Annotated in this window: 14 protein-coding genes; 4 read left to right on the forward strand and 10 right to left on the reverse strand. The window is 39.5% G+C overall.

The window, feature by feature from the left end; all coding sequences use genetic code 11:
* The first annotated feature begins 151 nt into the window (after positions 1 to 151).
* Complete coding sequence (locus MKX82_RS04865; RefSeq protein ID WP_233316759.1) at positions 152 to 910, forward strand: SDR family oxidoreductase; 759 nt, start codon at positions 152 to 154, stop codon at positions 908 to 910.
* Positions 911 to 950: 40 nt separating this feature from the next.
* Here MKX82_RS04865 and MKX82_RS04870 read toward each other — a convergent pair whose 3' ends face one another.
* The 4 genes from MKX82_RS04870 to MKX82_RS04885 all read right to left on the reverse strand — a co-directional run bounded on the left by MKX82_RS04870 (position 951) and on the right by MKX82_RS04885 (position 4,103).
* The gene (locus MKX82_RS04870) at positions 951 to 1,679 is read right to left on the reverse strand and encodes an amino acid ABC transporter ATP-binding protein (RefSeq protein ID WP_233316760.1); all 729 of its coding nucleotides are present in this window, start codon (positions 1,677 to 1,679) and stop codon (positions 951 to 953) included.
* Positions 1,666 to 3,123 (reverse strand): amino acid ABC transporter substrate-binding protein/permease, encoded by a 1,458-nt coding sequence (locus tag MKX82_RS04875; RefSeq protein WP_396953792.1) that lies wholly within the window; start codon positions 3,121 to 3,123, stop codon positions 1,666 to 1,668. The genes MKX82_RS04870 and MKX82_RS04875 overlap by 14 nt, the downstream gene beginning before the upstream one ends.
* A gap of 457 nt (positions 3,124 to 3,580) precedes the next feature.
* Positions 3,581 to 3,877 (reverse strand): spore coat protein, encoded by a 297-nt coding sequence (locus tag MKX82_RS04880; RefSeq protein WP_237940978.1) that lies wholly within the window; start codon positions 3,875 to 3,877, stop codon positions 3,581 to 3,583.
* Positions 3,878 to 3,899: 22 nt separating this feature from the next.
* Positions 3,900 to 4,103, reverse strand: a complete 204-nt coding sequence (locus tag MKX82_RS04885; protein ID WP_233316762.1) for a hypothetical protein — start codon at positions 4,101 to 4,103, stop codon at positions 3,900 to 3,902.
* Positions 4,104 to 4,374: 271 nt separating this feature from the next.
* Here MKX82_RS04885 and fabI point away from each other — a divergent pair, with 271 nt between their 5' ends.
* Positions 4,375 to 5,154: an enoyl-ACP reductase FabI gene (fabI, locus tag MKX82_RS04890; protein WP_233316763.1), complete on the forward strand. Its 780-nt coding sequence runs from the start codon at positions 4,375 to 4,377 to the stop codon at positions 5,152 to 5,154.
* A 43-nt stretch (positions 5,155 to 5,197) separates the two neighbouring features.
* Here fabI and MKX82_RS04895 read toward each other — a convergent pair whose 3' ends face one another.
* The 4 genes from MKX82_RS04895 to MKX82_RS04910 all read right to left on the reverse strand — a co-directional run bounded on the left by MKX82_RS04895 (position 5,198) and on the right by MKX82_RS04910 (position 9,267).
* Positions 5,198 to 7,045: a DHA2 family efflux MFS transporter permease subunit gene (locus MKX82_RS04895; protein ID WP_285854750.1), complete on the reverse strand. Its 1,848-nt coding sequence runs from the start codon at positions 7,043 to 7,045 to the stop codon at positions 5,198 to 5,200.
* Between the two features lie 9 nt (positions 7,046 to 7,054).
* Positions 7,055 to 7,705 (reverse strand): HlyD family secretion protein, encoded by a 651-nt coding sequence (locus tag MKX82_RS04900; protein ID WP_233316764.1) that lies wholly within the window; start codon positions 7,703 to 7,705, stop codon positions 7,055 to 7,057.
* Positions 7,702 to 8,154 carry a MarR family winged helix-turn-helix transcriptional regulator gene (locus MKX82_RS04905; protein WP_233316765.1) on the reverse strand — a complete coding sequence of 151 codons (453 nt, stop codon included), beginning with the start codon at positions 8,152 to 8,154 and terminating at the stop codon, positions 7,702 to 7,704. Before MKX82_RS04905 ends, MKX82_RS04900 begins: the two co-directional genes overlap by 4 nt.
* Positions 8,155 to 8,412: 258 nt before the next feature.
* Entirely contained in the window at positions 8,413 to 9,267 is an 855-nt protein-coding gene (locus MKX82_RS04910) for a manganese catalase family protein (RefSeq protein ID WP_233316766.1), read from the reverse strand.
* A 248-nt stretch (positions 9,268 to 9,515) separates the two neighbouring features.
* On the opposite strand from MKX82_RS04910, the gene MKX82_RS04915 reads away from it, so the two are divergent.
* Positions 9,516 to 10,847, forward strand: coding sequence for a GntT/GntP/DsdX family permease (locus MKX82_RS04915; protein WP_233316767.1), 1,332 nt, complete (start codon positions 9,516 to 9,518; stop codon positions 10,845 to 10,847).
* A gap of 57 nt (positions 10,848 to 10,904) precedes the next feature.
* Here MKX82_RS04915 and MKX82_RS04920 read toward each other — a convergent pair whose 3' ends face one another.
* The gene (locus MKX82_RS04920) at positions 10,905 to 11,750 is read right to left on the reverse strand and encodes a MurR/RpiR family transcriptional regulator (protein ID WP_233316768.1); all 846 of its coding nucleotides are present in this window, start codon (positions 11,748 to 11,750) and stop codon (positions 10,905 to 10,907) included.
* Between the two features lie 149 nt (positions 11,751 to 11,899).
* Between MKX82_RS04920 and gnd the strand changes: the two genes are divergently transcribed.
* Entirely contained in the window at positions 11,900 to 12,796 is an 897-nt protein-coding gene (gnd, locus tag MKX82_RS04925) for a phosphogluconate dehydrogenase (NAD(+)-dependent, decarboxylating) (RefSeq protein ID WP_233316769.1), read from the forward strand.
* A 32-nt stretch (positions 12,797 to 12,828) separates the two neighbouring features.
* On the opposite strand, the gene gntK is transcribed toward gnd, so the two are convergent.
* Positions 12,829 to 14,373: a gluconokinase gene (gene gntK, locus MKX82_RS04930; protein ID WP_341075369.1), complete on the reverse strand. Its 1,545-nt coding sequence runs from the start codon at positions 14,371 to 14,373 to the stop codon at positions 12,829 to 12,831.
* Positions 14,374 to 14,384: the final 11 nt, after the last annotated feature.

Consider the following 14,384-nt stretch of genomic DNA (forward strand, 5'->3'; position numbering starts at 1 on the left):
CAGCAGAAAGCCTGCGATTTGTTGACTAATAGACAAATTCCACTTTATTTGCTGATTGTCCTTCATCGTTTAGTGTCATTATACTATAAGTGTAGTAAAAATTCGCAATGTTGAAAGCGTATTCTAACAGTTCATATATGGGGGTATCTTAATGAGACTTGAAAACAAGGTTGCAATCGTAACAGGTGCTGGTTCTGGTATGGGAAAACAAATTGCTCTTCTTTATGCAAAGGAAGGAGCAAATGTGGCTGTATCAGACATTAATTTGGATGCAGCAAATGCAACAGTAGAAGAAATAAAAGCAAATGGCGGCAATGCATTCGCAGTATCAGCGAACGTGGCAAAAGAAGAGGACATACAAAACCTTATAGATACAACAGTGCAAAACTATGGAACGCTCGATATTCTTGTTAATAATGCTGGAATTATGGATAATTTTGAACCTGCAGGCGATATTTTGGACGAGAATTGGGAAAGAGTATTTGCCGTCAATACAACAAGTGTTATGAGAGCAACACGGAAGGCGCTGCCGATTTTCTTGGAAAAAGAGAGCGGTGTGATTATCAATGTAGCTTCAGCTGGAGGCTTGCAAGGAGCAAGGGCAGGTGCTGCTTATACAGCTTCTAAGCATGCTGTTGTCGGCTTCACTAAAAACACTGGCTTTATGTATGCCCAAAAGGGAATTCGCTGCAATGCAATAGCTCCAGGAGGCGTGGAGACTAATATCAGTGCCTCAATGACAAATGTTAACCCATTTGGAATGGGCAGAGTACAACCGGGGCTAGGTGTAAACCCTCGTATCGGCAAGGCGGAAGAAGTCGCAACCGTTGCTCTATTCCTCGCATCAGATGAATCAAGCTTTGTTAATGGAACAGTGATCACTGCAGATGCAGGGTGGACAGCATTTTAATAAAAACAGGCGTACCAGAAGGTACGCCTGTTTTCTTAGATTAAAGTACTTTGTTTAAGAAGTCTTTAGTCCGTTCGTTTTGCGGATTACCGAAGATCTCCTGTGGAGTGCCTTGTTCGACAATATAACCGCCATCCATAAATATAACTCTGTCTGCTACTTCTCTTGCAAATCCCATTTCATGTGTCACGATAACCATAGTCATGCCTTCTTGTGCCAATTGCTTAATAACATTGAGCACTTCTCCAACCATTTCAGGGTCAAGGGCACTTGTTGGTTCATCAAACAGCATAATATCTGGATTCATTGCAAGCGCACGGGCGATAGCCACCCTTTGTTTTTGACCGCCAGATAACTTCGCTGGGTTTTCTGGAGCCTTATCCTTTAATCCAACACGATCTAAAAGCTGAAGGGCTTTTTCTTTTGCTTCTGCCTTCGTTGCTTTCTTCAATTCGACAGGAGCAAGTGTAATATTCTCCAGAACACTCAAGTTTGGAAAGAGGTTAAAGTGCTGGAAAACCATTCCGATATTTTCTCTTACCTTGTTAATATCAGTGTTTTTATCTGTCAGCTTTTGGTCGTTAACAACAACTTCTCCGCTTGTTACTTCCTCCAGCATATTCAAACAGCGCAGCAAGGTACTTTTTCCAGAACCAGAAGGACCGATAAGGCAAACGACTTCACCTTCTTGGACCTGCACATCAATCGATTTTAAAACTTCAAGGTTTCCATATGATTTTTTCAGATTGGTCACTTTAAGCTTTGCCATTTTTAATCCTTCTTTCTAAAACATTTGATACTTTAGTTAGTATTGTAATAACAATTAAGTAAATCACGCCGACGATAATCCACATTTGGAATGATTCCAGATTTCTTGCAATGATGATTTTACCGCTTTGTGTCAATTCGTTTATGCCAATAATAGACAGAATCGAAGTATCTTTCAGTGTTATGACAAACTGGTTAATAAATGCCGGAATCATCAATTGAATAGCTTGTGGAAGAACTACCTTCATCATAGCTTTTCCATAAGGAAGTCCTAAACTGCGGGCAGCTTCCATTTGGCCTTTATCTACAGATTGAATACCGCCTCTGACGATTTCAGCCATGTAAGCACCAGCATTTAAGCTTAATGTAATGAGACCTGCAACAAATGCAGTGATTCGGAAATCAAATGCAGCCGGTATACCAAAGTAAATGAAGAATGCTTGGACAATCAATGGTGTTCCACGGAAAATATCAATATAAATCATTGCAATAGTGCTTAAAACTTTACTTTTTGCAATTCGCATTAAGCCAAAGACAATTCCCACTATTGTTGCAATAATTAAAGAAACAACAGTAAGGATTAATGTCATTTTTAATCCTGTCATCAAGCTTGGCATGCTTTCTTTTAGAAGTCCGAAAAATCCAGTGTCTTCTGCAGCAGCAGTGTCAGAGCCTGTTTCCAAGTATTTATCCATGATTTTCTGGTATTCACCAGATGCTTTTAAGTTTGCAAGTCCTGCGTTAAACATTTCTAAAAGTTCCGTGTTTTGGCCTTTTGAAACAGCAAATCCGTAAGAAGCGCCTGCTTCTTTTTCAGTCACTGTTTTTAAGCCATTGCCTTGTTTAATTCCATATGCTAATACAGGGTAGTCATCAAATACAGCAACGGAATTTCCTGTTTTTACATCTTCGTACATATTTGCAGAGTCATCAAAAGTAACAATATTAAAGCCGTATTCGTCTTTAATGCTTTCAGCGAAGCTTGCACCTTCCGTTCCTGTTTTAACAGCGACCTTTTTGCCTTTTAGGTCATCGTAGGAAGTAACAGTGTCATTATCTTTACTAACAGCCATGATGATTCCAGAATCAAAATATGGATCAGAGAAATCAAATTTCTGTTTTCTTTCATCGGTAATGCTCATTCCCGCAATAACTGCGTCAACTTGCTTTGATTCTAATGCCTGAACAGCGGCATTAAACCCAAGCGGTTTAATTTCGTATTTAAAGCCTTGGTCTTTTGCAATTGCTGCAACAAGGTCCATATCAATTCCAACGAATTCACCACTCGTATCTTGGAATTCAAATGGAGCAAAAGTAATATCTGTAGCAATCTGATATGTTTTTTCTGCAGCCTTCACATTTGTTAGTGGAGAAAGCATGCTTAAGGTAGTCAGTAAAACTACAAAGAACAAAATTAACTTTGGAAATCTTTGTTTTATCTTCATTCATATAGCTCCTTTTGTACTTTTTCTGTGTTGGGAAATTAGGATAAATAAATCCTTTTTAATAAACATTTGTTTGTATGTAAGATAATCTGACATAAAACATAATTAAAATCATACTAAATAAACGCAAAATTGTACAGATATGATTTTTAATTGAGTATAATTTACCTTTTTATTAATAATTGCATTAGTTCTTTCATACAGCTTGTTTTCTGATATGAAAGAGGTTTCATACCTAGCGATGAAGAAGGTAACGGCAAAATTTCTTCCATGATAGTTTTTTTGTTTGGCGTTTGCTTGATAAAAGAAATGCTTTTTCTAAGTCGTTTTATTTTTTCTTACAATGGTGTATCTAATGCCTGTAATTGAAAAAATTTTTCTATAGCTTTTTAAAGAGGGAAGGGGAATGGGTGGATGCTTAAAAGCGTACATTTTTATGCACGCTTTTAAGATAGGTTTACTTAAATTGATTGTCTGGGTGAAGATTGTTTTGCATGAGTTCTTGTACTTTGTTGATTTGATCTGTTGAGGCAATCTCTGTTTTGTACCAGCCTTTGTCATCCATGATTGAAAAGAGCTCGTATTGGTTGGAGCTGGCATTGGCATAGGCTCCTTCGTAAATCTCTCGCAGTCCTTGATGCTTTGTCTCGAGTATAACGTTATTGATGCTATGGCAGCGGCCTTTTTCAAGCTCCAAACAAAGCTGGAGCAATTCCCGGTCTGTCAGTCCGCGTCCTTCGATATTGTTTGGCATAAGATCATTCCTTTCCCATAAGCTATTGAATATTTTGCGTCCTGTTAAAATATTGGGATAGGTCGGCAATCTTTAACTGGTGCTTTTCTGCCATTGCTTCCAATATGTTTTTTAATGTTTCATCCTCACATTGTGTTGCACACCAATTTAATGTTTTAGCGGTAATTGCTTCTGCACGTATCTCATCCTCAATAAATGCCAGTTCCTTCATTGTTAGTTCGGTCAAAGCTTACTTCACCTCCCAGAACCATATATGCTTAGTATTGTTTCGGTACAGCTGTTTTATCCTTGTTTGCAGATAATGGCTGTTTATTACGAAGATATTCGGATTTAATAACATGCTCTTACGCTATATGAGCCATAATATAGGCATCGATCCGATTACGATAGAAGGGGCTTATTTAAATTAGATTTGTTTATGCTATAATAGTATTAGAACCAAGTACTAAAACTAGGTGTAATATTATGAATACGACTTGTCGAACTAGGGGGACAATATGGAAGATTTATTAAAGCTAAAAGGCAAAAATATCGTCATTATGGGCGTTGCAAATGAACGGAGTCTAGCTTGGGGTGTGGCTAAATCATTATTTAAAGCAGGTGCAAATCTGATATTTACATACCGTCTTGACCGCTCTCTTGCTAAGTTGAACAAATTGCTGGCAGATAACAGCTATAATGCCGATTTGATTGTGCAATGTGATGTAAATAGTGATGAAAGCACAAAAAATGCCTTCCAGGAAATTGGGGAAAAGGTTGGCGTGATCCATGGAATCGTCCACTCTGTTGCGTTTGCTCATTCGGAAGATTTAAAGGGAGATTTCATTAATACTTCAAGAGAAGGATATGCATTTGCACAGGATACTAGCAGCTATTCATTAGTTGCTGTTGCAAGGGAAGCGAAGCCCTTCATGACAGAAGGCGGATCTATCACGACAATGAGCTATCTAGGAGCAGAACGTGCTGTAGGCGGATATAATGTGATGGGTGTTGCTAAAGCAGCACTAGAATCTTCTGTGAGATACTTGGCATTAGACATGGGTAAAGATAATATCCGCGTTAATGCAATCTCTGCTGGAGCAATCCGCACACTCGCTGCTAAAGGTGTCGGTTCATTTAATGAAATTCTTCATAAGATTGAAGATACTGCGCCATTGAAACGGAATGTAACACAGGACGAAGTTGGTGACATGACATTAGCTATGATCAGTGAGCTGTCCAGAGGGGTTACAGGCGAGATCATTTATGTAGATTCAGGCTATAACATTCTAGGGTAATATAAAGCAAAAAAACGAGGCTATGATATAGCCTCGTTTTTTATTATTTAGATTTTGTTCTAGGCGTTGATCTTCTAATGAAAAATGCTAAAAGAAGAGCTAGTGCCGAGATACCTGTAGCAACGATAAAGGCATCGTTAATTCCGTCAATTGTCGCTTGCTGAACTGCTTTCCCATAAATAGAGGATACAGCCAGTGCCTGACCAGAGCTTGTCGGAATGCCAGCTAATGCTGCAAAGCCTTGACCAAGCTGTGCCATTTTTTCGGCGATAAATGGATTATCACTTGTAATAATATTGCTGTAATTAGCAGTATGGTATGTGGATCTGTTTGTCATAACGGTAACAAGGAATGCTGTCCCAATACTTCCTGCAACTGTTCTTGCAGTATTAGAAGCAGCTGTACCATGACTTGTTAAATGCATAGGCAGCTGATTCATTCCTTCTGTCATAACTGTCATCATGATAAACGACATTCCGAACATGCGGAAAATATAAAGCATCATGATATGTGCATAAGTTGTTTGCATCGTCAATTGGGTAAAGCCCCATGTTGTCAAAACAGTAATGACAAGTCCAATAACTGCGAGCGGTCTTGCCCCGAAGCGGTCAAACAGCTTACCGGCAATCGGCGACATGATACCCATCACGATAGCACCTGGGAGCATTAATAGGCCAGAATCCAATGCTGTAAAGCCGCGGATGTTTTGCAGGTAAACAGGGAGCAAGATCATCCCTGCAAACATTGCCATATTAACAACCATGCTTACTACTGTAGTTAAAGCATAAATATCATATTTAAATACTCTTAAATCAAGCATCGGTACATCTGTTGTGAATTCACGCCATACGAATAGAACTAAGAACACAATCCCGATGAAAAGAGATAAGACAACTACACTGCTGTCCCAGCCATCGTTTCCAGCTTCACTGAAACCGTACAGTAAGAAGCCCAACCCGATAGAGGAAGTAATAAAGCCCCAAAGGTCAAATTTAGGATTTGTACGCGGTGTAACATCTCTCATCCAAATGGAGGCGATAATTAAATCGATAATACCAAAAGGAATGACTAGATCGAAAAGCACCCTCCAAGAATAGTGTCCGATAAGCCAACCTGAAAGTGTCGGTCCGATTGCAGGGGCAAAGATCATGGCAACACCCATGATACCCATTGCAGTTCCTCGTTTTTCAGGAGGGAAAATAGTTAAGAATGTTGTCATTAGAAGCGGCATAATGACACCTGCTCCGGCTGCCTGAATAACGCGTCCAACCATCAGCATGCTGAATCCGGTGGAGACAGAACAAACTAATGACCCTATCGTAAAGGCACTCATTGCAAGGATTAATAGTTTTCTTGTACCAAGCTTGCTGATTAAAAACGGAGTAATTGGAATGAATATACCGTTTGTCAGCATATAGCCTGTTGTCAGCCACTGCACAGTGCTTGTTGATACATTCAAGTCGTTCATAATATGCGGGATGGCAACATTCAATAATGTTTGGTTCAAAATCGCAACGAATGCGCCGAGCATAACTGCAGCAATAATTTTGCCTTTACTGCCTTCAAAATCAACCTTCGCTTTTTCTTTTACTGTTTTTTCTACTTCAGGTATTTCTTCTTCGCCAGGTTTTTCGGCATCATCTACATCTACGACATACTCTAGGCTTGGCTCTGTAATCGCAGATTTTGCTAATGTATCATTTATGGCATCATCCATCGGACTCTCTTCAGCGATGGAGCTGGTTTGCGATGTTTCTTTATTAAGGATTGGTTCATCCTTTTCATAATTTTTTGCCGGTTTTGGCTTCCTGCTTTGTTTCCTAATCAGGTAATTGATGGTGAGGAGCAATATAATGCTGATCACTGCATAACTTGCGATATATATCGTCATCGTCATCACCTACTTATGAATTCGCACAGTTACATTCATACCAGGTACTAAATCTAAACCACCATAGTTATCAATCGAGATTTTTACAGGAATGACTTGCGTTTCTTTTGTGTAGTCGCCTGAAGAATTGCTGCTAGGAAGCAAAGAGAATGTGCTTGATGTTGCTAAGCCTAAAGAATCGACTTTACCAGTAAGAGTTGTATCTGGATATGCATCTACATAAAGATCGACATCTTGACCGACCTTTACATCATTTAAGTCCGTTTCATCAACATTTGCTGTAACCCAAAGATTGTTCATATCATATGCTTTAGCAAGAGAAGTACCTGCTGCTACGAATGAGTTTTCTACTGCTGAAGATTGGACAACCGTGCTGTTAGCAGGAACGTTTACATTGATTTTTGAAGTTCCAGTTTCTGTTGTTACTTCAACTGTGCCGATTTTTTCGTTTTTGCCGAATTTTTCTCCGACATCACCGCTCCAGTTCGTTAATTTACCTGTTGCAGGGGAAGCAATGCTTACTTGCTGTCCAGCGATTTGGGCATTATCTGTTGAGATATACGAAACTGATTTGTCATAGAAATAATAGCCGGTAAAACCGCCGCCTACTAAGACAACTAGTAGGATGATGTTAATAAGTATCATGCGTCTTGCATTCATTCTTGAAAGTCCTCCTTAGAATTGAGAATCGTTAAGATTTTGTTGTTTAATTCAAGCAGTTTTTGTATATCTTCGTCCGGGAATTGCATTATTTCTTTTATTTTGCGGGCAACGACAGAGTCAGAATGCATCAGTGCTTCTAATTTTTCATTTCCTAGCTTTGTCAGATGTAGATTGACAGCTCTTCTGTCGGTTGTTTGAGTTGTCCGTTCAATCATATCCTGCTGCACAAGGCGGTCAATCACACCGCTGACAGTACTTTTTGTCAGACGTAATTTGTCTGCAAGCTCGCCTAAGCTTATATTCGGCTGAAATGAAACCCGATATAAAGCTTTTAGCTGAACAGCAGTCAAACCCATCCGGTCTGCATCTTCCTTTAGGAGCTGATAGTAAGCCTTGCTTATTCTTGCGTACGATCGAATCAGCTCATTGTTTAAAGCTTCTTTCACGCCATGCCTCCTTTTCCCTTATGAAATAAACTACCCAACCAGACATAAAAAATGCTGGAATTAATACCTTGTCAAAAATAGTTCGTATACGAACTATATCGCAAGAGCTATCTTCGCATAATTAATTAGGAGTATCATTAAAAGAAGTTAAAAAAATGATGAGAAAATAATGAGTGGAAAGTAGCTATATTAAAATAGAAGGAAAGCGGTTTATAAAACAGAGGAAAGACCCTTTTCAAAGGAAAAGGGCCATAGAAATCAACTGTTTAAATCATATAATCCTGGGCTGTGCTCATTTGGCATATCAGGAAGTTCAGGGACAGGATAGCCTTGAGGAGGCTCAACGACTTTAAGCTCTCCTTTATTTCTGCTTGGTGACTCACCTTGGAAAATCTCGCCGATTCTAGTGTCATCAAGACGGAAGTTGAATTGAGCATTATGGAAGCCTAAGTCTACATACTTGCGGCATTCAGGGTACTTATTGATGTCATAGTTTGGAACTGGGAATAGTTTTGCCCAGTTTACGCCTAATGTTTCAAGTGCTTTGGCGAAGGCATTTTGGTGTGCGTTGTCACGAACAATTAAAAATGCCAAAGTTTCACGGAATGTTTTGTTTGAGCTCATTTCATATAAACGTGATTTTTGCAAAACACCTGTTGACTCAAGAACTAAGTTATCAAGAAGATCAGCAACTAAGTTCCCGTGGCTGTATACATAGTTTCCTGTCCATGGGTTTCCACCGGCATCAACTGGCAGAGAAGCCTGTGCACCCATTATATAATGATGTGGGTTAACATTTTCTGTTGCAACATGAAGTGGTGCATTGCTTTCGCCAACAGAACCTACACCTATATCACCTGAACCATTGAGCAGCTGATTAATAGTTGTCTGAACGAGCTCCACATGGCTTAGCTCTTCAAGGAATACACCACGAATCAAGTCGCGATATTGTTTAGCTTTTCCACGGAAGTTAGCACTTTGGAAAGAGAACTGCATCATTGTTCTCATTTCTCCAAAACGTCCGCCTAATGCTTCTTGAAGGACTTTTGCTGCGGCTGGGTCTGGTTTATCAGGAACAATTACATTTATTAAATCTTCTTTATAGAAATACAAGATGATACCTCCAATGGTATTTTTTTAATTTTTATCATTTTTTATTGTTGATTAATTTTCTTTTTTTTATTCCACCCTTTTTAGAAACGAACCAAAAAGGGGATAGTAAATATATAATGAACAATCGAAATTGTTAAAATATTTTTTTCGAAAATAATAGTTGATGAAAGAAATTTTTTTTCGTATAATAAGTACATAGGAAATGAAAACACTTACAAATAAACAACTTTGACTAGGAGGTACATCATATGGATGCCTACTTATTAATTATCACACTAGTTTCAATCGTCCTTGTTATATTAGGAGTTTCCCTGTTTAAATGGCATGCATTTATCAGCTTAACAGTTGCAAGCTTATTTCTAGCCATTTTCTCAGGACTATCTTGGGATAAAATTGTAAGCGCTTATGAGACGGGCGTAGGTGGCGTATTAGGTCATTTAGTCGGGATTTTGGCGCTTGGAACAATACTTGGAAAAATGCTGTCCGAATCTGGGGCAGGGCTGCAAATTGCAAACTTCTTTGTTAGAGTTTTTGGAGAAAAGAAACTGCCATGGGCAATGTTCTTCTCTGGGTTTATTATCGGAATTCCCGTTTTCTTTGAAGTTGGTATTTTAATACTGCTTCCACTTGTTATCTCTATACAGAAAGCAACAAAGAAAAACATTCTTTTGATTGCTTTGCCAGGTATTGCTGGTTTGTCAATCGTTCATGGTTTAGTGCCGCCGCATCCAGGTGCTATTGCGGCAATCGGAATCTTTGATGCAAATCTAGGAAAAGTATTGCTTTACTCACTTATCATTGCACTTCCAGCCGGGATTGTCGGCGGACCGCTGTTTGCTAAATATATTTATAAACGTGTTGTACCACAAGGCGAGCCAGAATTAGTTCGTGTGGAAGAAAAAGACGAAAAGGCACTGCCAAGTGTAGGTATTTCTTTCTTCTCTATCTTGCTGCCTGTTATTTTAATGATTATCGGAACTGCTGCACCATATATGAAATTCTTGCCTGGTGAAGTTCAAAAAGCACTAGCATTTATTGGAAGTCCATTAGTTTCACTGCTGCTTGCTGTATTCTTTGCATTCTATTTCCTTGGCTTCAAGCAGGGAATAGGCAAGGAAAAATTGAAAAAATTCACAGAGGACTGCATCTTGCCAGTCGGATCAATCGTGTTAATCATCGGTGCTGGCGGAGCATTTAAACAAGTGCTGATTGACAGTGGTGTTGGTACTACAATCGGTAATATGTCTGAAAGCTTATCTTTGTCTCCATTAGTTTTAGCCTTTATGATTGCAGGACTTATCCGAATTGCGACAGGGTCTGCGACAGTTGCTTTAACAACTGCAGCAGGAATTGTGTCTCCAATAATTGCAGGTATGTCTGGAGTTAATGTGGAATTGCTTGTATTAGCAACAGGAGCAGGTTCCTTAATGTTCTCTCATGTCAATGACGCTGGTTTCTGGATGGTGAAGGAATATTTAGGATTGTCAGTAGAGGAAACATTCAAAACTTGGACAGTTCTTGAGACGGTTCTTTCATTCGTTGCCTTTGCAGGAGTATTGATTTTGGATCTGTTTGTATAATAAATAAAGAAAAAGGGTGCCAACCTTGAAGCTATCAAGGTTGGCACCCTTTTTATGTTACATTCTCGTATCAGAGATAGCATTTCTGATTTTCTTTAGTGACTTATTGGCTGTATCTTTATTTAAAATCATCATATTAACATACAGAGCATCAATCAGGCTTAATTGAGCAATCCGGGAGGAAAGGGCCTCAGACCTGAATTCTGTTTCCTCTGAGCTTGTAAACAGTGCCACATCTGCATGTTGAGCGATTGGTGATTTTGGATATCCTGTAATGCTAATCGTTTTGGCGCCATTGGTTTTTGCTGTTTTTAAGATATTGATTGTATCTTTGTTCGTACCGGAATGGGAGATGACGACAGCTACATCACGATCAGAAAGCTGGGAGGCAGACATCAGCTGAAAATGTGAATCAATGAATGTAAACGCTTTTATTCCTGTGCGCACAAATTTATGAAATGCATCCATTGCAATGACTGCTGATCCTCCAGTTCCATAAAACTCTACACGCTGTGCTGCAAGCAAAAAATCTGCCGCTTTTTGTATGGACGAACCGTTTACCAGCTGCAAAGTATTTTCCAATGTGCGAATATTCGACATAAACACCTTTTCTGTCACTGTTTTCACATTATCCTGTTCATTTATCTCTTCATGGATATGCTGGATAGGCTCAATGATTTCAGATGCGAGCGCGATTTTCATCGCTTGATAGCCTTTAAAGCCTATTCGTTTGCAAAATCGAAATACAGTTGCATCTGCAACGTTTAAATCCTCTGCAAGCTCATTGATTGTACTGTGAATAATTTTTTCAGGGTTTTCTAATATATAATCTGCAATCTTTTTTTCTTTTTCACTTAGTCTTGCATAATAGGAGCGGATTTTTCCTAAGCAGTTTTGTGCCATATCATTTGATTCCTTTCGACATATTATAAGTATAGTATAGCATATTCAAAATTAGAAAAAATATTTTTTAATACGCTTTCATTAATGAAAAAAATTTCGTATAATAAAGATGAGAGAGAAAATTTTTTTCATGAGGGAGCGTTATAAAAATGAATATTGGATTAATAGGTCTAGGAAAAATGGGATTCAATTTAGCAGAGAATTTATTGGATCATAATTATAGTGTAACAGCTTTTGACGTAAATGTAAGCGCTGTAGAAAAAATTTCAGCAGCTGGTGCCCTTGGTGTAAAGACAATAGCAGATTTAGCTGCTAGTTTGCCAAGTCCGCGGGTGATTTGGGTAATGGTACCATCAGGAAAAATTACCGAGGATGTTATCTTAGAGCTTAGCGAGCAATTAGAAGAAGGGGATATTATCATAGAAGGTGGCAATTCCCATTATCAGGACACAAAAAGGAGAGCAGCTGAGCTGAAGACAAAAGGCATTCATTATCTTGATGTAGGCACTAGCGGGGGAACAAGTGGAGCTAGAAACGGTGCGTGCATGATGATTGGAGGAGACAAAGACGTCTTCACAAGTGTGGAAGGCCTTTTTAGAGATATTTGTGTGGAGAATGGTTATTTATATACAGGAGAAATTGGCAGCGGCCATTTCTTAAAAATGGTTCATAACGGTATTGAGTATGGAATGATGCAGTCAATTGCAGAGGGGTTTGAATTGCTTGAGAAAAGTGAATTCAACTTTGACCATGAGCAGGTTGCGAAAGTTTGGAATAATGGCTCTGTCATCCGCTCATGGCTGATGGAATTAACACAAAATGCCTTCTCGAAAGATCCAAAACTTGAAAGCATTAAAGGAGTAATGCATTCATCAGGAGAAGGAAAGTGGACACTGGAAACAGCACTTGATCTGCAAGTGGCGATGCCTGTGACTGCGATGTCGCTTATGATGCGCTACCGTTCGTTAGAGGAGGATACATTCACAGGAAAAGTCGTAGCTTCATTAAGAAATGAATTCGGAGGCCATAGTGTAGAGAAGAAGTAAAAAAAGCTGCAGCTAATTGCTGCAGCCTCTTTTTATTTAACCCACTTGCGCTGGAAGTCAGCGATATACTCATACTCATTATTAAGCAATCTGGAGATACGGATAAAGATTGGTGTTAAATCTTCATAGATGACAACATTCTCTTTGATAGGCTTATGAGCATGTGTGCTGCCGACAAGCTCTTTCATAATGCTGAAATCTTCAATTTCTCCAAGTCCATACATGCCGAGAACGACTGCACCAAGGCAAGAGCTTTCAAAGCTTTCAGGGACTGTCACTTCCTGATTAAAGATGTCAGCCATCATTTGCCTCCAAAGCTCAGACCGGGCAAAACCGCCAGTAGCCTGGATTTGCTTCGGCTCACCGATTACCTCCTGCAAAGCAAGCATTACTGTATACAGATTTAATATAACGCCTTCAAGCACAGCTCTAACCATATGTTCTTTCTTATGGTGAAGACCAAGTCCAAAGAAGGAGCCTCTTGCGTTCGAATTCCAAAGCGGAGCTCGTTCTCCTGCTAAATATGGATGAAACAGAAGTCCGTCTGCTCCAGGAAGAACGCGGGAAGCAATCTTCGTTAACACTTCATACGGATCAATGCCTAGACGCTTTGCAGTCTCCACTTCTGATGAAGCCAGTTCATCACGAACCCATCTGAACGTCATTCCGCCGTTATTGACAGGACCGCCGACTACCCAATGGTTTTCTGTGAGGCAGTAGCAGAAAGTCCGCCCTTTTGGATCTGTCACAGGTTTATCTGTTACAGTTCGGATTGCACCGCTCGTGCCGATTGTGACAGCTACCACGCCAGGATCAATAGCATTTACACCTAGATTGGATAGAACTCCGTCATTGGCTCCAACGATAAAAGGAACTTCTTGAGAGAGACCGAGCTCTAAAGCAAGCTCTTCCTTGAGACCTGTGACAGCGTGTGTTGTCGGAACAGGTAAAGGCAAATGGTCTGGAGTTATTCCAGCAATTTCAAGTGCTTCTTTATCCCAGTCAAGCTGTTCTAGGTTAAACAAACCTGTAGCAGAAGCAATGGAATAATCGACAATGAATTCTCCAAAGAAATGATGAAAGATATATTCCTTTATACCAATAAATTTAGCAGTTTTTGTGAAGATCTCCGTATGATCAGCTCTAAGCCAAGCGATTTTTGCAAGAGGAGACATCGGATGGATTGGAGTGCCTGTGCGCTTGTATATTTCCATCCCATTTAACTCATTCTTAATTTTATCTGCCCATTCAGCTGAACGGCTGTCTGCCCACGTGATGCATTTAGTCAGCGGTTTGTTTTTATCATCGAGAGCAATTATACTGTGCATCGCAGCACTGAAGGAAACAAGCTTTAATTTCTCCAGCTCGACATTACCTTTTTTCAATGTAGTCTTGATTGCTTCTTTCGCAGCAGAAAGTATTTCATCAGGGTCTTGCTCGGCAATGGCAGGTGCAGGGCTGTAAAGCGGGTATTCAACATGATGCATGCTGATTACCTTGCCAGCTTCGCCGAATAATACAGCTTTTGTGCTTGTCGTTCCAATATCAACACCTAAATAGAAGGAATCCTTAAACATTACGAAATCTC

It is taken from the genome of Niallia sp. FSL R7-0271, assembly GCF_038005785.1.
In the GTDB taxonomy this organism is placed as follows: Bacteria; Bacillota; Bacilli; order Bacillales; family Cytobacillaceae; genus Niallia.